Source organism: Lentimicrobium sp. S6 (assembly GCF_013166635.1).
GTDB lineage: Bacteria > Bacteroidota > Bacteroidia > Bacteroidales > UBA12170 > UBA12170.
The window spans coordinates 1-20,359 of sequence record NZ_JABKBZ010000034.1 but is presented as its reverse complement, the minus strand read 5'-3'; the positions used below and the strand labels follow the sequence as shown (position 1 = coordinate 20,359).

Here is a 20,359-nt window from a genome sequence, read left to right as displayed (position 1 = left end):
ATTAGAAATAATGAAACCTTGAGGTATAATTATTTACCTAAGATTGATAAGGAAATAGACCTATAAATTGGGGTTTATTATTGCATACCGATGTTCATCTATGATTTTACCATTTTTAAAAATAGCTTTCTCAAAAATAGCTTCTTTATGGTAGCCACATTTTTCTAATACACGCATAGAAGCTTTATTATGATCGTAGATGCCAGTGTCAATTCTAATGAGGTTTAAGATACTGAAGCCATAATCAGTAATTAATGTTACTGCTCTAGTTGTCAAACCCATTCCCCAATAGGATTCACCAATGAAATAGCCAATTTCAGCTGATTTTCTATAAACATCTTGCCCTTGATGCAAACCAATGTTTCCAATATAATGCCCCTCAAATTCGATGGCAAAAATACTTTGAGGAATCCTTTTTTGTGCATTTTTTATAAACATTGAGGCATCCTCTTTGGTATAAGGATGAGGAAAACCATCGCGGAGATTACTCGCAATTTTAGCATTATTAGCTATAGGAGTAATGACAGTAGCATCCTCTTCTCTAAATTCCCTAAGTGTGACTATTCCATCAGATAATTCCATTATTTATGATATTAACTTTTATTCAAGGTTTGAAAAAATAACTTTAAATCTTTCTTTCTCTCTCTGGGTAAATCATGCCAACGAATATTTTGTATAGCCCCTTCAATAGCATACAACATATTAATACATACCCCTTCACTATCAATTGCTGCTATTTTTATGATTGCATTTTCACTGCCTAAAGCTATTAAATCTCCAGCTGTATTCACTTCTACATGATGGAGCTTTTGAGCTAATATTTTACCAATATTTGGGAGCTTTATTAATGAATCCATGTGTTTATAATTTGTGTAAAGTTATGATTTTTCATAAAACGATTAGATTTCTATTTGCAAGATTTTAACTATTCTAAAAGCCTTATTTGCAGTATATTTGCAACTCTAAAATTAACAAAAACTAAAAACAAATGAAAAAAGGAATTTTACTAAGCTTATTATTTGTATCTATTTTTACCATGGGCAGTTTTGCACAATTTGATTTAGCTTCAAAGACAAAAGACGCTGGAAACCTAGTAGAAAATATCATGTCGGAGACTGGTGTTAACAAGGAACAAGCCATGGGTGGTGCAGGTGCATTATTCGAAATGGCAGAAGGAAAAATGAATGCTGGTGACTTTAAAGAAGTTGCCAATGCCGTACCAGATATACAAGGCTATTTAGACGCAGTGCCTTCATTAACAGGAGGAAGCAGTACGTTAAGCGCTGCAGCGACCACCTTAACAGGAATGCCTAAGGTTCAAGCTCAATTTGATAAATTAGGAATAGGCGCCGACAAAGTAGCTTTGTTTACTCCAGTTATTGTAAATTATGTGGAGAAAAAAGGTGGTAAACTATTAGGTAGCAAATTATTGAATGCTTTGAAATAGTATTCTATTGAAAATAAGATTCAGGATTTATTCCTGTTTAAAAAAGCGAAATTCTAATGGAATTTCGCTTTTTATTGTGGGCTGTGATTTGCTTTCCTTAGATCTATTGTTAAATAGAACGGTTCTCTGTACCTAAAGTTTATTATTAGTATCCCAATTTTATAAAAAGAGCGGCACTTTGTTCCTTGGAAATAGGTAAATACTGATGGCTAATCAAAATGTATCTTAAGTTCCTTTCAATCTTAAAGCCACATTAATAATGTATCGGTATTTACAAAAGGTAAACCAAAATGGCTAAAGGCTCAAATGTCTTACATATACTATCATTTCTAGGCTTAAATCAAAGTGTATCCCCTACGGGGAAGAAAAAAAACATGTGCTAAGTTTTATACAAAGCCTTAACCGCTACGCGGTAAACCGATAGATTTAAATCCATATTAGTATTAAATATAGTAAAATATGAAATGGTGTTAAAAATAAAAAGCCCCTCCAAAATTGGAAGGGCTCATCAACAGTATTTCAATTTCAATCATTCTAATTTATCATTTTCACTCTCACTAAAGTAAAGCCAATAATTAGCATTCCACCAATAATCAAGGCCCAATTATTAAGAGGGACACTTGGAGAAGCATCTTCTCCATAAATAGCAAATGAAGAATTATAAGCTGAATAAATAGGCCAAACAGTACTTCCAGCTCCCCATGTTGGTGGATAAGTACCACCTGTCAAACCATCTGGGTCTTGAACATGCAATTCGTTTCCAATTTGTGTTCCATCAGCAAATCCCCAAAAAAGTTGTCCATATAAACCAAAAGCCATATTTGGCATCACACTAATCCAATAATCACCCGCAGGCAAATACATTGGGCTATTTAAAGTGATTGAATATACTCCTGCACTTTCTGTAAAAGATAAATTATCTGCTACAGCAAAAGGCACTGCAGCTGGAAGTCCGCCATCATTTTCATATATTTCAATAATAAAAGTCACATCCGGAAAAGATGGAACGGCTATAGATGGTGTAGCTAAAATCTCGACCCGCGAAACATCCCATCCAGGTCCTGATGGAACTGTAAAGTCATCAGCTGCTTGCAAACGACTGTCTCCAATATCAGGAAATTGCTGCGAGGCAACTGCAGTTACCCAAGGAGCTAATTGATCATAGAGTGCAACTTCTTTGGTGTTGTTTACAAACACTGATCCAACTCCTAAAACTGATGTTTTAATCTGAGCTGATACCATAGCTACCAAAGTAAAAGATAAAAGTAATAAAGTAAATTTTCTCATATAAATAGGTTTTTGTTAAAGTAAATTAGTTGTAATTTTTATAAGTGTAAAAATATGAGTTTAGAAAATAGACAGACAGTTAAACTAATGTTATAATTTTTAATTATCAAAGCATTAGCGTCCTAAATAATTATTAAAGATTCCTCACTACGCATCGGAATGACGACTATTTTAGCAAACCCCTTCCTTCTCTCTGATGTATTCTAATGTGCTGTCATTTTGAATGTAATGCAATGAAGTGAAGAATCTTTCTTTATATTAAACTTGTTTAGTACAACATTGTAATTAAAGCACTAGTGGTTTTAATGGCTCATGTTAATTTTTATGGGGAGAATCAGAATTTAGAGTTCGGATTTAGGAATAGTAAATATGAATTGATGTTTCGCTTCATTAGGCATAATATCGAGTGTAGATTGAAATTATAGCCGTTTCAATATCGTATTACAACTGGGATTAAACCTATCCAATAGTAGATTTTGACACCCTTTTAAGAAAATAATACTGGATCATACTTTTTTGTGGAAAAAAGTAAGCAAAAAGCCATACTGACGACTACCTGTCAGTAAGGAAACAGAAACTTCCCAAACAATTGCCTACCCGCCTCTTCTAGAATATTGATTTTTCTAGCAAAGTAGAAAACTAATGACCTGTTGACTGTACATATTTATCAGAACCAAAGCAGTCGGTTTTATTTCAATCACCTCCAATATCATTATTTTAAAAGCTAAAGCACTGACGCTTCGGTCAGCACAAGCCCTTGGCTGAACCGAAGTAAGACTAAATAGCCATTTAGTCTTGCGAAGCTCCATCTGGCAAATAAAACAAACTAGCAACAGATAAAAAATCTAACATTCTATAATTCACCGATTACACTTCGTCGTGTTTGGGAAAAGCCACCCCGCCTAATTTCTAAGTTTATTAATGCTTAATAGCATTGTAACTATGAAAAGGCTAAAAACCATTGCTTCCCATAATTTTTAATGTAACTTGTTTTGTTCAACATTTTTATCAAAGCATTAGTGGTTTTGTTTTTTCACAAAAAAAGCCCCTCCAAAATTGGAAGGGCTTGTATCATATTATATATGTATTTTCTATTCTTCATTATTCTTCATGCGGAAACCACCATAAGCAGCACCAAGGGCTACCATAATGCCAATTCCTGCACCTATGGGAGCACCACCACCTGGAGGAGCGTCACCGTCAGTACCATGACCACCGGGCATACCTGGAGGGTCGGCGAAGAGGCCTAAAGAAATTAAACTGAAACTAAATACCATTAAAGTTTTTATTGCTAATTTTTTCATGTTTAGTTCTCCTTTATTTGATGATTACTTTATTAGACTTCACAAATTCGCTATTCTGAACACGAACCACATAAATGCCTGATGGCAAAGATAATGCTTTTTTATAATTCTCGTCCAACACAATTTGCTCACTTACCAATTGCTTCCCTTGAATATCGAAGACCTCTAATTGCGCTTTTCCAGACTCCCCTAAAATATATAGGTTTTGACCTGATATGTATGCTTGGAGATTATCTTTGGCTAGTTCGTTTATTCCTGTTGCTCCGAAATGTAATTTAAAACGAGCTTGCTCATCTCCTACTTCTGCATTAAAAGTATAGCTTTCGTTTGCATAAACATCAATTACTTGATTTGTTACTAAATCTTCTAAAGTGATTGTTGTTTTTTGAGGAATAGTATTCTCTACAAACTCGATGGTATATTCACCATCTGTTCCAGGAATAAAATCTAGATTTACCGTTCTGTTTTCTTGTGAATCTGCAAAAGTATTAGTTGAGAATACTTCCTCTCCTATTCTTGTGAATAATTGTGGTGCAGCAGCCATTCCATATAATTTATGAGAATCGAATTGTGAATCGTAATTTTCAGAAGCATCTGTATTAAATTTTACTCTTGTATAATCATATAATGAATTAGTACCACCTGATATTTTAAATTTCAAAACTTCATCATTGCTTTTATACCATGGTGTAGCATCATGTGTCCTAGCATTAGCAGGGACCGTCAGGCTACCTGTACCTGAAGTTACTTGTACCATAAACCCATTCATGGCTGGAATAATTCCTGAGGATGCGATATCATCCCAATTTCCACCACCAATCCATACTTTTGCAGTTGCTGCAACATTGGACAAATCCCAACTTCCATTATTCCAAGCGACAGAAGAAGTAAACGGATTTCCAATTAAATTCCATCCATCTTCTGTAACACCTCCACCAGTATTTGTCAGGCCACTGATATCTACATTAGAATTATTAATAGTACCGTCAAATATTTTAGTCTCTGAATTAGAGTATGAACATAAGTATCCCTTTTCCTTTTCCAAGTCAAATCCAGGATTAGTACTTCCTTCTCCTGCTTTCCAATTGATCCAATTATCAATTGACTCATCATAATAATATAAATCATCATCGGCTCCAGGAGCAAAATCAGAACCTAATACTGTAAAATTATCGATAGGTGAAGCCAAATAATGCCAACCATCTTCAGAACTAGAATATTGGTCAATGTCTAATTCAATAAATTGACTTCCACTACCAGAAATAGTTCCATCTACGATTAAAGAGCCTGTTGGTGAAGCTAATTTACCATCATATCCAATACTCGCTAATATCAATTCTCCATCATTTACTAGATTTCCTGTTACTGTTAATCCACCACCAGGCATAACAACTAAATCACCACCAGATTCAACGGTTATACTTTTAACACTAACATCTGCTCCAGAAACTAAGAGCATAGCACCATTTTTAACTGTAATATCGGAATTAACCAGACTTCCTTGAAGTTCTAAAGTTGCATCAGAATTAATAGTTGTTGTTCCTGTATAGGTATTATTCTCTGCTAAAACTACTTTTGTTCCAGAAATACCTCCTACAATAATATTATTAACTGATGAAGTTGAATTACTATTTGACACTAAGCCATCTTTTATTAACCCAGGTGTAAATGTCTCAGAAGCTCCCAAATAATAACCTAATTTTACTGATTGAGTAGCATTATGTGATGTTAATTGTTTCCAATATACATCACCACGATCATCATTTAAATACATTGCAAAATGAGTGATATTTGTACCTGCAGTCCCGTTCATAGTCTGATTAAATAGTCTTTTGGTTGTTCCATCAACATCAAGTTGAACATCAAAAGTAGTTTCGGAAGTTATATAAATTGTAAATACATATGTTCTTCCTGTAGAACTAACACTATAATCCAACGATTTATTACCTCCAGCTGTATTAACATACCAAGAACCACTTACTCCATCTGCTTGAACATAAAACCTACTATTATTATGCCTATCATTCCAAGAAGTCATTGAACTAGGAGATGAATTAAGAGAAAAGCCAATATTTCCATTAGTATTTCCAAGATAAACCGAAATAGTAAAAACATCACCAACTTGTAAAATTCTTGATGAACCGGAATTATCACCTGCCGTTTGCAATTCTCGCCAGACAACCATTTGTTCATTACTATTATTTGCCCACATACCTAACTCGCTACCATTAGTATAAACACCACCTCCATCAGCAAATTGGGTATAATAAGTAGGATCTTGCAAGTCATAAACTACTTGAGCACTTAATAGCGATCCTAAACATACAAAATACAATAAAGTAAATATTCTCTTCATGATATATTAAATTTTAAATGTTACACAATTCAATCCCCAAATATAGGAAAAAAATTTATTTTTTAATTAATTTCTGGCTATAAAAGCTCACATCATTCTTAAAATAAAGCAAGTAGGTGCCTGCGGGCCATTTTTTCAAATTGATACTTTCCATGCTATTCAAATTTGATTTTTCCAAAAGCAATTGTCCTTCTAAAGAATAGATTTGTAATTGGAAATCTTGGCCATTTTCAATCATAAAATAATCGTTTGTTGGATTGGGATAAACCGCAATGCTATTCTCCCCTAATTCCGCTAAAGCATCTACGTTTTTTAAATAGATAGTCTCAATTTTATCAGACTCTCCTATAGTAATACTAGCGCTGGCTGTTTGATTTCCAGACTGCACCTGATAATCATAATTTTGATTGGAGGAGGGTAGAAAATAAGCTTCTCCCTGTGCATTGCTTATAGTGCTTCCAAATCCTTCTAAGGAAACAGAAGCTTGAGCAATTGGAGTATTATCCTCTTCTCTGAGTACCTTCATGGTTAAGGATACATAGGGTTTCCCTAGGTTTTGGTCAGTAAACAAGTAAAACTCACCTGCTGCTAAATCCATACTATAGCCTCCGCTCACTTCTATGCTTTCCCCAGTGAAATAATTATACCATGTGCCATCGTGATGGAAACCTGGAGTGGCATTTTGTGTAGTCACATCCATATTAAAGCCTGCACAGATATTCAAACTGGAATGGGTGAGCCAAGCTCGTTTAATCATTCCATTTAGATCTTTACCATATTCACCATATATAAAGGCTTCTTGAGAGGTTTTGAGCTTGGCCATGGCGGCATAGCTCTGATAAACTTCTTGTCGATTGATCTCATTGAAATATTCCCATTCTATGGGTTTTTGGCTGGTTCTACAGTCTTCACTCACACTACCATCAGGACAATGGTTGATACTATAATCGTAGCCCAACTCTCCAAATTGCCAAATCATCTTTGGCCCAGGAACCATATAGTATAACATGGCCATCCCCTGCTGACGATTTAAGGCTGTGGATAAATCCTTCACTGAATAATCGCCATATTCGTTTCCATAGGTGAGGTTTTCATACATCAAGCGCTCCTCATCGTGGCTTTCCATAAATGGTATTAAATTGGGATAAGTGAAGCCACGGTCAGAATAATAGGCCCAGTCGTAATTGGAGCTAGACTCCCAGCCCATGCTCACTTGTTTAAACTCCGATGTCATCACTCCCCAAAGCAACATACCCGAATTGGCTAATTCCTTTTGCTCGTCATTATCCGAAAGATGCTCTAATATCACATAGGTATCAGGATCTACAGATTTAATGAAATTATAATAATCGGTCAGCCTGTAGATTCTGCCTCCATCGTATTGGTTCCAAGAAGCCACATCGTCACCGGTATAGTTCTGGGTGAATCCTTTGGAAAGGTCGAAACGGAAACCATCTATTTTATATTCTTCCATCCAGAATTGCAAAGAGCGTTTTACAAAATCTTGGGTATGATAGCTTTCATGATTGAAATCGTAGCCTGGGCTATAGGGATGGGTTGGTGACTGATTATAATAAGCATTATTGGTGGCTGGCATATTATTAGCGCCATCCCAATACATCAATACCAAAGGCGATTGACCAAAACTATGATTATAAACCACATCGAGAATGACGGCAATACCTCTTTGGTGGCATGCATCTATAAAGGCTTTATAATCATTTTTAGTTCCGTAGGCTTTATCAGGCGCAAAATAGAAAGCTGGATTATAACCCCAACTGTCATTACCCTCAAACTCTTGTACTGGCATCAACTCAATAGCGGTTACCCCTAAATTCTTTAAATAATCGAGAGAATCCATTACCGAAGCGATCCTCTGATCTCCCACAAAATCTCTAATTAATAATTCATAGATGATTAAATTGGACTGGGTTTCGTTGATAGCTACTGGTGTGAAATTTTCAATATTCCAGTCATAAGCTTCTTGGCCCGTTTCTAAAACACTCACCATTCCTGTGGTTTTTCCGGCGGGATAAGCTTTTAAATTAGGATAAGTAGTTTCTGGAATATATTTATCGTTCCATGGGTCTAGAATCTTTTCGCAATAGGCATCGGCCAAAGTGAGTTCCCCATCGATATAATACTGATAAGCATATTCTTCACCTGCTGTTAATCCTTCTATGGTTATCCAGTAATAATCACCATTGGTATTACGTTTCATATAAGAATCCTCATCGATACTCCAATTATTGAAATCTCCTATCACGAAGGCAAAGTCTTTTGCTTTAGAAGGATCGTGTAAAACTAAAGTTACCGAATTATCATCTAAATAATTAATACCAGCTTGCATGCCTTCTGGTACTTCTTCAATCACTTGATTTCCTCTCAGAAATATCATTACAGAATCCAATACTTCTTCTTTTCCTGTACTTGCCTTCGCAATTAACCAATGCGAACCGCTGCTTAAATTGGCAGTATTTAAACCAAATACGATGGACTCATCTGTAGTGGTATTCATTAAACTGTCCCCTAAAAATAATTCGATTTGTTGAGATTGAATGGCGGATACACAAACAGGGACTAAAGTATTCGGACTAACTAATGGGGAATTGGAAGATGGATAAGTGATTTTCACATTCAACTCATCCATGTATATGGTCACAAAAATATCCTGATTATCTGCTGTTTTTCCTTCTAGATAATTATCTCCAACAGGTTCATCACTTCTGAATACGAGTGCTAGTTCTAGAATATCCTCACCTTGAGGAACTTCATAATAAGCTCTTGCATTAGAAATACTCAATTCGTAAAGGTCAGCATCTAAACGAGTTAATCTAGTTTCGGGTGTATTTTCACCCCAAGCAGTTTTCACATATTTCCAATCGCTTTGGCTGGTACTTAAATTGGTAATAACTCCAGTATGGACATAAATATCTCCTTCATAGCCAGCCAATCCAGCATTTCCCAATTCTGCATTAAAGGTAATCAGCAATGAAGTTTCAGTCATAGGGAAAGCAGGGTCAGTACCAATCAAGCTTAAAGAAGAACCACAGCTTAATTCTTCACCCACTTCATAAGAATAATGATTTCCGCTATTATTATCAAAATGAATGGTCATTAAATCTCTATTGGTATTTGGATTAGTAGAAATAGTGGAGAAGATATCATACTCCACTTCCACGCCATCTTCAAAAGAAGGAATCTCGGCCAATAGCTGAGTACCAGAAGGCGTCATTTCAATATAATCTGAGCTTGTCCAGCCATTGCTAGAATAATGAATATAGAATTTTTCTTCAGTAGAAGGCGCATCACTCAAATCAACAAAAACACTCACCACATCAGAAGAATTAGGCAACATAGGTGATTGAGCCACATTAAGAATAGAAACGGGCATTGCACTTAACTCCATAAAAATGACAGAGGTATTTTCGTAACCCGTATTTTTATAGTTCATCACATAGGATTTCCCATTGTTTAAAGAAATAGATGAATTTTCACCAACGCCATTATAAACGAATTCTTGAATGGTATTTAACTCCACAGTCACATCAGACCATTGGTTTTGCCAAATATTATCAATTGGACCGCTGGTAAATTTAAATTCATGATCGCCAGGCAGAATATCACCACCATTATCACTAACAGAGAATATGGTTTGATAAATGGGTGTTTCTAATTCTAAAAGTTGAACGAGACCACCAGAAGTTTGAGAAGATCCCGCCAAGACTAAATTTTGAGGAGGGTTATTCCAATCATCCCAAGAACCAGGCATATTAAGACCTTCGGGAGCATAAATCTGTGCTTTTAATGCCGTTGAGCCACAAAATGCCATGAAAAAAGCTGCCATGGCCAATGGTAGTATGATTTTTTTAATCGATTTCATTTTTTTGATTTTGCTTATTGTTTGATGATTTTAATACTGGCCTGATTATGAGAATCATTCAGTTTTATAAAATATATTCCACTTTCTAATGAAGAACAATCGATACTCGATTTTGAGGATTCTAAAATACCAGAAGCTTTCAAACTTCCTAAAGCATTTAAAATCTGATAATCGACTGGAGTAATGGAGTTGGATTGGATGAATAGTAAATCCTGTACTGGGTTGGGATAAAACTGAGTTTGTAATTCTAATGCTTCGGTCCCTACAAAAGTAATGACATAAGTAGTATCTCCAGAAACCACTCCTTCACTATCAACATTTACAACTAGGTTATCACCAATTACCAACCAAATACCATTGGAGCTACCATCATCTTCTAATACTCCCCATTCATAAGTTCCAGGAAAAACATCCAATGTTAAAGACCAATTTTCACCATCTTGAGTCATGGCTTGTGTTTCCCATGCAGTCATTTCTCCTTTTAGCTTGATATTATTATAAAGGTGTGTGGCATCAATAACATTGAAGTTTACAGGGAATGCTTGTAATTCTTCTGTAACAGTGAGTATTCCATTTACATTATTTATACCATCCCAAAAACCGCCATCGGAATCAGAAAAACCTCCATAAACAAAATCTTGATCTTGGTATTGAAAGCGAGTGGCATAATAATAAGTTCCGACATCGCTAATATATGTTCCAATATTTCCTGAATACTCATCATTATTCCCATCATTGCCCAAATAATAAGCAGGATACCAAGTGGTCCAAGAAGAAGGATCAGTATCGTCTGAACTATATCCAATCCAAGCTTGAAGCTCTACAAGAGAATCCTCACTTTGGGTGATTCCATCGATATAGGCTTGTCCATAAATTATAAATTCGGAATTAGGTTCGATAGAAGCATCTGGAGGCCATTGTAAATTGGCCCAACCAATGCTATCTGGTGCAGGAGTCTCTGTAACTGTTAATATCCCATTTACATTACTTGCTCCATCCCAAAATCCTCCACCCTCTTCAGAATAGCCACCAAAAACTATTTCTTGATCTTGGTATTGAAAGCGAGTGGCATAATAATAAGTTCCGATCTCGTCCATTAGAATTCCAATATTGGCAGAATATTCATCATTATCGCCATCCTCTCCTTGATAATAAGCAGGAATCCATTCGCTCCATGTTTCAGGATTGCTATCATCAGAACTTATGCCGATCCATGCTTTAAGTTCGGTTAATGAATCTGATTCACTAGTAATACCATCAATATATGCCTGCCCATAAACGGTAAAATCTTCTTCAGGTAATATTTCTCCCTGAGGAGGCCATTGAATATTAGCCCAGCCTATGGTATCAGGAGTTGGAGTATTGGTAACTGTCAAAATACCACTGACATTATCAACACCATCCCAGAAACCACCATTAGTAGCAGAATAACCACCATAAACCATTTCCTGATCGAAATATTGAAAACGTGTGGCATAATAATAAACTCCTTCATCGGTCATGAGGCTTCCAAGGTCAACAGAATATTCATCGTTATTTCCGGAGGCGCCTAAATAATAGGCCGGAATCCAATTGGTCCAGGTTTGTGGCTCTGTATCATCTAAACTATAACCTACCCAAGCTCTTAAATCAATTAAAGAATCTGCTTGGTTGCTTACGCCTTCAATCCAGGCTTGTCCATAAACTACAAATTCGTTTAGAGGCTCAATTTCTCCTGTAGCAGGATGCTGAAGATTAGCCCAGCCAATCACATCAGGCGTTGCCTCTGTAACCGTGAGCATTCCATTTATATTTTCAGTTCCATTCCAGAAACCTCCTCCATCTTCGGAGTATCCACCATAAACAAAAGCTTGATCTAGATATTGGAATCTGGTGGCATAATAATACTCCCCTTCCACATCCATCAATGCACCTAAGTCTAAAACATATTCATCATTATCTCCAACAGCTTGGAAGTAATCAGCAGCAATCCAGTTGGTCCAAGTTGAAGGGTCGGTATCATCATCATGATAGCCCACCCAAACTTCTAAATCAGAAGAAGGCTCGTCTTGACCAGTAATGCCCTCAATATAGGCTTGACCATAGACTAAAAATTCGGTTTCCACTTCAATTTCACCAGCACCAGGCCATTGTAGATTGGCCCAAGTTATTTCATCTACTGAAGATGAGTTTACTGTAAGTTCACCATTTACATTTTCAGCTCCATTCCAAAAGCCTCCGCCATCTTCGGAGTATCCACCATAAACATAATCCTGATCTAGATATTGAAACCTAGTGGCATAATAGTATGCTCCATCAGTATTCATTAAAGCACCTAGGTCCAAAACATATTCATCATTATTTCCTGCAGCTTGAAAATAACTAGCGGACACCCAATTGGTCCAGCCTGAAGGATCAGTATTGCCCGTATGATAACCAATCCACACTTGCAAATCATCGCTAGGATTTTCTTGATCTGTAATGCCTTCAATATAAGCCTGTCCATAGACTAAAAACTCTTGTGTTGGCGCTATTTCTCCTGAACCAGGCCATTGTAGATTGGCCCATGTGATTTCAGCTGGTGTTGGATCGTTAGTAACTGTTAATACTCCACTATTATATTCACTTCCATCCCAAAATCCTCCACCGGATTCAGAATAACCACCGTATTCATATTCTTGATCTTCATATTGAAATCTAGTGGCATAATAATAAGTTCCTTGTGTATTCATCACCTCACCAAGATTTACAGAATACTCATCATTTTCGCCTACTCCACCTAAATAATAGGCAGGTAGCCAGTTGGTCCAAGAAGAAGGGTCGTTATCTGTTGTGCTATATCCCACCCAAGATTTTAATTCTAAAAGAGAATCTGCTTGATTAGTTACATTATAAATGAAAGCTTGTCCATAGACTATATAATCTCCACCAGGAAGAATTTCACCACTTGCCGGCCATTGAAGGTTGGCCCAACCAATGGTATCGGGAAGTGCAACACCTACAGTATATGTAAAATCAGCTCCATCATTATCATTTATCTCCATTGCATATAAAAAACCATCGTTAGTGATTCCTGAAACCGTTGAACTAAAAACATTATACTCTACCACAGAGCTCTCGGCTTGACCGGGAATACTCACAGAACCAGAGGTTCCAGTGACATTAGCATCAATAATATTTATATTTTCCCAAGCATCAGTAGTATATTGAAGATAATAGTGTTCTTCGGCATTTGGGTTTGACTGTAGAGTGAAATTTACATCAATAATTTCATTGGCTGAAGCATCTGAAGGTTCAGTCACTGAAACAATAGCTGTGGGTTCAGAGGAGGTTTCCATGAAGATAGCTCTACTATCCATATAGCCTAGATCTTCCCATACTACAGTATACCATTTATTGTTGGTCAAGGTCACTTGATTATTATCAGCACCTTGATAAGAATAATTCTGAAGCTCATTCATGGACACAGTATTTGCTGACCATTTATTGGCAAAATAGTTGGTACTTGGTCCACTAGTGAAGAGCCACTCGTAGCTTCCTCCTACTAAATCAGCACCTGATTCTGCCACATGGAAAGTTGTTTTCCATCGTGCTATTCCATTAGAGGATTTCACCAACAATCCTCCATCTACTTGATTAGGATTTCCCAAAAAGAGATGATCTACTGGTGGATTTGCCCAAGCATTCCATGCACCAGGCATATTTAGGCCTTCAGGTTCATATATTTGAGCCTTGGAGCTATTTACATTAAAAACAAAAAGTGAGATAATGATAAAAGTGAAAAAGTATATGTTTTTCATTTTGAATGTTTTACATGACCTTTTAGTCACAACTAAAAAGTTATATTTTATATTAAATTGATGGTTCGATAGGTATGAGAGATAGGAATAAGCAAAAAATTAATGAAGCTACTCAAAACATGATTAGTTTACATATTCCGAACAGCCTCATTATATATTAAATGTATTTTATTTTCTGACTTTAATGACTACAAAAACGATGGCCAAGAATCCTATTAAAAGGAAAGACCAATTTGACAAAGGAACTTCTGTAGAATTAACAGTCAATGTTCCACTTACATTGGTAGTCCCATCCCAGAATCCACCTTGAAAACCACCATAAACATAGGCTTGGTTTTGATACTGATATCTTGTGGCATAATAATAACTTCCAGGTTGAGTGATAGAAGTCCCTAAGTTTACTACATATTCATCATTATTACCTACTTCTGTGTTAAAAGTTGCAGGAACCCAATTAGACCATGTTGAAGGATCCGTGTCAGATAAACTATAGCCAACCCATGCTTGGATATCTACGCCAGGTCCTGCAGGGTCTGTCACTCCATTAATATAAATCTGACCATAAACATTATAATCTGTTCCTATATCGATGGTTCCATCTCCAGGCCATTGTAGGTTTGCCCAATCTACCGTTGGAGGAGGAGGTGTTCCAATGTCATAAGAGTAATTTACTCCTCCATTATTATTGACATCAATAGCTTGTAAACCAAAATCTGCATTGATATTAGAGATAGTAGAAGTAAAAGCATAATATTTTACTCCAGTATTTACTACTTGACCAGGAATCGTAGCTGTACCTGAAGTACCAGTCATGCTGGCTAAGACAGCAGAAGCAGTACCCCAGTTATCGGTAGTATAACAGATATAAACCATTTCTTCTGGGCTAAGACTATTGTCCACAGTTACAGAAACATTTACAGGGTCGTTAGGCATTACAGTAGCAGGTTCGCTTACGCTAAGAATTTCTACTGGTTCAGCAGAAGTAGCCATGATAATCGCACGATTATTTGAATAACCAATATCCTCAAAATTAGCAGCATACCACATATCATTGAGTACAGTAATTGTATTATTATCAGGATGCTGATAGCTATAATCTTGAATGGTATTCATAGTGACAGCTACTCCATTCCATTTATTTGACCATTCGCTACCTGTTGCACCGCTGGTAAACAGCCACTCATAAGTTCCACCAACCACATCTGCTCCTGAAGCAGCTGCATGAATAATAGTATGATATTGTGCACCATCCCCGGTGGTTCTTAAAGCCACTTGTCCACCAGGAACCTGTGTGGCACTAGCTAGGGCTAAAGCATTAGTTGGAGGATTTGCCCAAGTATTCCAAGACCCAGGCATACTCACCCCTTCTGGACCCCATACCTGTGCATGTGATTGATTGGTAAATGCAATGAATGCAAACGATAGCATCATAATTAGCGTATAAATCTTTTTCATATCGTTGAATTTGAATTTAAAACTTATTGTATAATTAGTTATAATGATTAATTCAGAGGAAAAAACAGCCATACCAAGTTTTACTCGAAATAGCCTCAATATCAATACTGTAATTCACTCGATACTAAAAGCTGATTTTGTGATAATAGCAGTAAAGTATTAAAGGTCAGTTTATCAGCACCTAGCTCTACAAATGTATAAAAAAGTCATGTCTTTAAATAGCCTGTGAATAAAAATTCAAACGAACTAGCCTCATATCAAATACAGTAACTTGTTATTCCGATACTTACAGAGAAACAAGCCTTATTTTAATAACTATTTCAAACGTTTGAAATAATTTGCCATTTGTATTAAAACTAAACTATTTTAAGATTTTTTCTCACGACCAAATAAAAAAAGACCCAAATATTTAGTTCTTATTGAATTAAATAATTGGGTCTTTCTACTTGTTATCCTAAAAACTGCTATTGCTTGATAATCTTAATAGAAGCTTGATTCATATCATCACTAATTTGCAATATATAGACTCCTCTAGCTAATTCACTTAGGTCGATAGATTTTTCTGAGGAGGTTAAAACGCCCTGTTCTACCCTATTTCCTGTAGCATCTAGAATAATATAATTCAAGTTTTCGGCATCATTAGCCCTATCTATGTTCAATTGATTATGAACTGGATTTGGATAAATTTGCATCCCACTAGTGAATTCTTCTATAGCTGTGAAATTGATTTCATAGAAGATATCTCCACTCACCACACCTTGGTCGTGAACAGTAACAAATAGCTGCTCTCCTATGACCAACCAAATCCCATCTTGGGTTCCATCATCTTCCATCACTCCCCATTCATAAGTTCCTGGTTCAAGCTCTAAGGATAAAGACCAATCATCGCCAGTTTGAATCATATCCACTTTATTCCAGTTGGTCATTTCACCTTTAAACTTAATATTAGAATATAATTGAGTCGCATCAGTAGCTATGAAATTCACTCTATATGTAGGAGTTAAGCTTTTTACTGTTAGTATCCCACTTTGGTATTCTGAGCCATCCCAGAAGCCACCGCCATTGGTTGAATAACCACCATAAACAAAGTCCTGTTCTTGATATTGATAACGAGTAGCATAATAATAAATGGCAGCATTATCAATATCTGGACCAATATTAGCAAAGTATTCATCGTTGGCTCCAATATTTGAATGATAACTAGCAGGGACCCAAGTTTGCCATGTGGATGGGTCAGTATTAACTAAACTATAACCTACCCAGGCCTGAAGCCCTTCCAATTCTCCTTCTTCAATGGTTAATCCATCGATCCAAACTTGTCCAAATATTTCGAAATCTTCGCCTAAGAATATTTCACCTTGAGCTGGCCATTGTAGGTTTGCCCACTCTATGGCCTGACTTGCTTGATCACTTACTGTCAATACTCCATTTACATTTCCTGTTCCATTCCAGAATCCACCACCATCGGCAGAATATCCACCATAAACGAAATCTTCATCTTCATACTGATATTTAAAAGCATAATAATAGATGCCTTCTTCACTCATTTCAGCTCCTAAATCAAAGATATACTCATCGTTTTCATCTACTCCTAAATAATAGTCGGCAAGAATCCAATTATCCCAGGTGGAAGGATCTGTATTTTCTGTGTGATAACCTACCCAAGCTTTCAATTCACTTAATGAATCTTCTTGAATGGTGAGACCATCCATCCATACTTGCCCATAAACCAACAATTCGTCAAGAGGAGCGATTTCAGCAGAACCTGGCCACTGAAGATTAGCCCAATCTATACTTGAAGAAGAACCAGAACCAGTAACTGTTAATACACCGTTTATATAATCGGTCCCATTCCAAAAACCTCCTCCATCCATAGAGAAACCACCATATGCATAATCCTGATTTTCATACTGGAAACGCGTACTATAATAATAAGTTCCTTCAGAAGTCATGAATGCTCCTAAGTCTGCCGCATATTCATCATTATCACCCATCCCAATTTGATAATAAGCAGGGATCCAATCAGTCCAAGTGCTGGGGTCGGTATTTTCTAAACTATATCCTACCCAAGCTTGAAGTTCTGAAATAGAATCTTCTTGTGAAGTAATTCCATCGATCCAAACTTGACCATAAACCATAAAACTTTCCTCAACTTCTATTTCTCCATTTCCAGGCCATTGGAGGTTAGCCCAGCCAATAGAGTCTGTTATAGGATTATCGGAAACCGTGAGCACTCCATTTAAATTATTAATACCATCCCAGAAACCACCATTGGCTTCAGAGAATCCACCATAAACCATATCTTGATCTTGGTATTGGAAACGAGTAGCATAATAGAAAACACCTTCTGTGTCCATTAAAGCACCTAAATCCATACTGTATTCGTCATTATTTTCTGAAGCTCCTAAATAATAAGCAGGCACCCAAGTGGTCCATGTATTAGGATTGGTGTTTTCCATATTGAAACCAACCCAAGCTTGCAGATCGATTAATGAATCGGCCCCACCAGTTAGCTCTTCGATATAGGCTTGCCCATAGACCATAAACTCTTCTTCTAAGCCAATTTCACCAGAACCTGGCCATTGTAAGTTAGCCCAAAGAATATCGGTTACCGGAAGGCTAGTCACATTTAGGATACCTGAAGCATTGATACTTCCATCCCAGAATCCTCCTCCACCTTCAGAGAAACCACCATATACAAATTCTTGTTCTTCATATTGGAAACGAGTTGCATAGTAATATGTTCCTTCATCCGACATTAAAGCTCCAAGATTAGCGAGGTACTCATCATTTTCATCAATTCCATCATGATAATAAGCTGGAATCCATTCTGTCCAGGTACTAGGGTCGGTATCTTCTAAACTATAACCCACCCAAGCTTGTAAATTCTCTATAGAATCTTCTTGAATACTTAAGTCTTCCATCCATACTTGACCATATACATTAAACTCTTCCAAAGGCTCTATATTACCTGCTCCTGGCCATTGTAGATTAGCCCAACCAATGGAATCTGTGTTAAGGTTAGGTAATACAGTAAGCATACCACTTGTATTATTAACTCCGTCCCAGAAACCGCCATTAGTTCCACTGAATCCACCATAAACCAAATCTTGATCTTCGAATTGGAAGCGAGTGGCATAATAATAAACACCTTCAGCAGGTATATTAATTCCTAAATCCATGGCATATTCATCATTATTACCAACACCTTGGTTATAGTAGGCTGGCAGCCATTCAGTCCATGTTGAAGGGTCTGTATTTTCTGTGCTATATCCTACCCATGCTTGTAATTCTTGTAAGGAATCCTCCTGAGAAGTCATATCTTCAATATATGCTTGACCATAAATGACAAAACCATCTCCTTGTTCAATCTCTCCTGAACCTGGCCATTGAAGGTTAGCCCAAGAAATATCAGTCATTGGAGGAGCGGTCACGGTAAGCACACCAGAAAGGTAATCGATACCATCCCAGAAATCGCCACCACTAACAGAATGTCCACCATACACATAATCTTGATCTTGATATTGGAAGCGAGTGGCATAATAATAAACACCCTCTTCTGATATCATGGCACCAATATTTGAAACATATTGGTCATTTTCGCCAATGGCTGAATGATAATATGCGGGTATCCAATTGGTCCAAGTAGAAGGATCGGTATCGTCTAAGCTATAACCTACCCAAGCTTGTAATTCCTGTAGGGAATCTTCTTGAGATGTTATATCATCGATCCAGACTCTTCCATATACATTAAACTCTTGTGTAGGTTCTATATCGCCTGATAATGGCCATTGTAAATTAGCCCAAGCTATAGTATCTATTGGGTTATTAGTCACTGTAAGCTCTCCACTTACATTATTGACCCCATCCCAGAATCCACCATCAGATGTAGAATAACCACCATAGACAAAATCTTGATCTTGATACTGATAACGAGTAGCATAATAATATAGCCCTTCATCTGATAATGCAACTCCAAGGTTGGCTTTATATTCATCATTTGCTCCAATTCCAAGATTATAATAAGCAGGAACCCAATCTGTCCATGTATTGGGATCTGTATTTTCAGAATGATAACCTACCCAAACTTGTAATTCCTCAATAGAATCTGCTTGGTTAGTTATATTTTCAATCCAAACTCTTCCAAATACCTCATAATTTTCATTAGGCTCAATAACTCCATTTGCTGGCCATTGTAAATTGGCCCAACCAATAGAATCAATAACTTCAGGAATAACAGTTAGAACTCCACTTACATTCTCATCAGCATTCCAGAATCCACCACCACTTATGGAATAACCTCCGTATACATAATCTTGTTCTAAATATTGATAACGGGTAGCATAATAATAAGTGCCTTCTGTATCTAACAATAACCCTAAATCAGCTGTATATTCATCATTATTCCCAACTCCCTGATGATAATCAGCAGGAATCCAATTGGTCCAGGAGGAGGGCTCCGAATCAGTTAAACTGTAGCCAATCCATGCTTGCAAACCTTCTAAAGCTTCCTCTTGAGAGGTAAGATCTTCTATATAAACCTGCCCATATACCATGAATTCTTGGTTTGGAATAATCTCTCCTTCCCCTGGCCATTGTAGATTGGCCCAATTGATGGAATCCTCAACCACTTCTGTGCTGACAAGAAGTATTCCACTGATATTATCAATACCATCCCAGAATCCACCTTGACTTAAAGAATAACCTCCGTATACATAATCTTGTTCTAAATATTGATAACGGGTAGCATAATAATAAGTGCCTTCTGTATCTAACAATAACCCTAAATCAGCTGTATATTCATCATTATTCCCAACTCCCTGATGATAATCAGCAGGAATCCAATTG

The 20,359-nt window shown here is 36.7% G+C and carries 10 protein-coding genes; 1 reads left to right on the top strand and 9 read right to left on the bottom strand.

Annotated features, from left to right (window positions below):
• Positions 1-60 precede the first annotated feature (60 nt).
• Together HNS40_RS12210 and HNS40_RS12205 are read right to left on the bottom strand one after the other, a co-directional pair.
• Positions 61-582, bottom strand: a complete 522-nt coding sequence (locus HNS40_RS12210; protein ID WP_172281171.1) for a GNAT family N-acetyltransferase — start codon at positions 580-582, stop codon at positions 61-63.
• An 11-nt stretch (positions 583-593) separates the two neighbouring features.
• On the bottom strand, positions 594-857 hold the full coding sequence (locus HNS40_RS12205; RefSeq protein WP_172281169.1) for a TfoX/Sxy family protein: 264 nt from the start codon (positions 855-857) through the stop codon (positions 594-596).
• A gap of 131 nt (positions 858-988) precedes the next feature.
• Here HNS40_RS12205 and HNS40_RS12200 point away from each other — a divergent pair, with 131 nt between their 5' ends.
• Positions 989-1,447, top strand: a complete 459-nt coding sequence (locus tag HNS40_RS12200; protein ID WP_172281167.1) for a DUF2780 domain-containing protein — start codon at positions 989-991, stop codon at positions 1,445-1,447.
• Positions 1,448-1,981: 534 nt separating this feature from the next.
• On the opposite strand, the gene HNS40_RS12195 is transcribed toward HNS40_RS12200, so the two are convergent.
• The 7 genes from HNS40_RS12195 to HNS40_RS12165 all read right to left on the bottom strand — a co-directional run.
• Positions 1,982-2,734, bottom strand: coding sequence for a hypothetical protein (locus HNS40_RS12195; protein WP_172281165.1), 753 nt, complete (start codon positions 2,732-2,734; stop codon positions 1,982-1,984).
• A gap of 1,091 nt (positions 2,735-3,825) precedes the next feature.
• Positions 3,826-4,038, bottom strand: coding sequence for a hypothetical protein (locus tag HNS40_RS12190; RefSeq protein ID WP_172281163.1), 213 nt, complete (start codon positions 4,036-4,038; stop codon positions 3,826-3,828).
• A 13-nt stretch (positions 4,039-4,051) separates the two neighbouring features.
• Positions 4,052-6,394, bottom strand: coding sequence for a T9SS type A sorting domain-containing protein (locus HNS40_RS12185; RefSeq protein ID WP_172281161.1), 2,343 nt, complete (start codon positions 6,392-6,394; stop codon positions 4,052-4,054).
• Between the two features lie 55 nt (positions 6,395-6,449).
• Positions 6,450-10,277, bottom strand: a complete 3,828-nt coding sequence (locus HNS40_RS12180) for an alpha-amylase family glycosyl hydrolase (RefSeq protein WP_172281159.1) — start codon at positions 10,275-10,277, stop codon at positions 6,450-6,452.
• Between the two features lie 14 nt (positions 10,278-10,291).
• Complete coding sequence (locus HNS40_RS12175) at positions 10,292-14,056, bottom strand: T9SS type A sorting domain-containing protein (RefSeq protein ID WP_172281158.1); 3,765 nt, start codon at positions 14,054-14,056, stop codon at positions 10,292-10,294.
• A gap of 168 nt (positions 14,057-14,224) precedes the next feature.
• On the bottom strand, positions 14,225-15,511 hold the full coding sequence (locus tag HNS40_RS12170) for a hypothetical protein (protein ID WP_172281156.1): 1,287 nt from the start codon (positions 15,509-15,511) through the stop codon (positions 14,225-14,227).
• A gap of 464 nt (positions 15,512-15,975) precedes the next feature.
• Positions 15,976-20,359: T9SS type A sorting domain-containing protein (locus HNS40_RS12165; RefSeq protein ID WP_172281154.1), on the bottom strand; the 4,384-nt coding region annotated here is incomplete at its 5' end.

Bases quoted from the DNA above. Each gene is read 5' to 3' on its own strand.
- HNS40_RS12210 (WP_172281171.1), bottom strand. From the start codon at position 582: ATGGAATTATCTGATGGAATAGTCACACTTAGGGAATTTAGAGAAGAG.
- HNS40_RS12205 (WP_172281169.1), bottom strand. From the start codon at position 857: ATGGATTCATTAATAAAGCTCCCAAATATTGGTAAAATATTAGCTCAA.
- HNS40_RS12200 (WP_172281167.1), top strand. From the start codon at position 989: ATGAAAAAAGGAATTTTACTAAGCTTATTATTTGTATCTATTTTTACC.
- HNS40_RS12195 (WP_172281165.1), bottom strand. From the start codon at position 2,734: ATGAGAAAATTTACTTTATTACTTTTATCTTTTACTTTGGTAGCTATG.
- HNS40_RS12190 (WP_172281163.1), bottom strand. From the start codon at position 4,038: ATGAAAAAATTAGCAATAAAAACTTTAATGGTATTTAGTTTCAGTTTA.
- HNS40_RS12185 (WP_172281161.1), bottom strand. From the start codon at position 6,394: ATGAAGAGAATATTTACTTTATTGTATTTTGTATGTTTAGGATCGCTA.
- HNS40_RS12180 (WP_172281159.1), bottom strand. From the start codon at position 10,277: ATGAAATCGATTAAAAAAATCATACTACCATTGGCCATGGCAGCTTTT.
- HNS40_RS12175 (WP_172281158.1), bottom strand. From the start codon at position 14,056: ATGAAAAACATATACTTTTTCACTTTTATCATTATCTCACTTTTTGTT.
- HNS40_RS12170 (WP_172281156.1), bottom strand. From the start codon at position 15,511: ATGAAAAAGATTTATACGCTAATTATGATGCTATCGTTTGCATTCATT.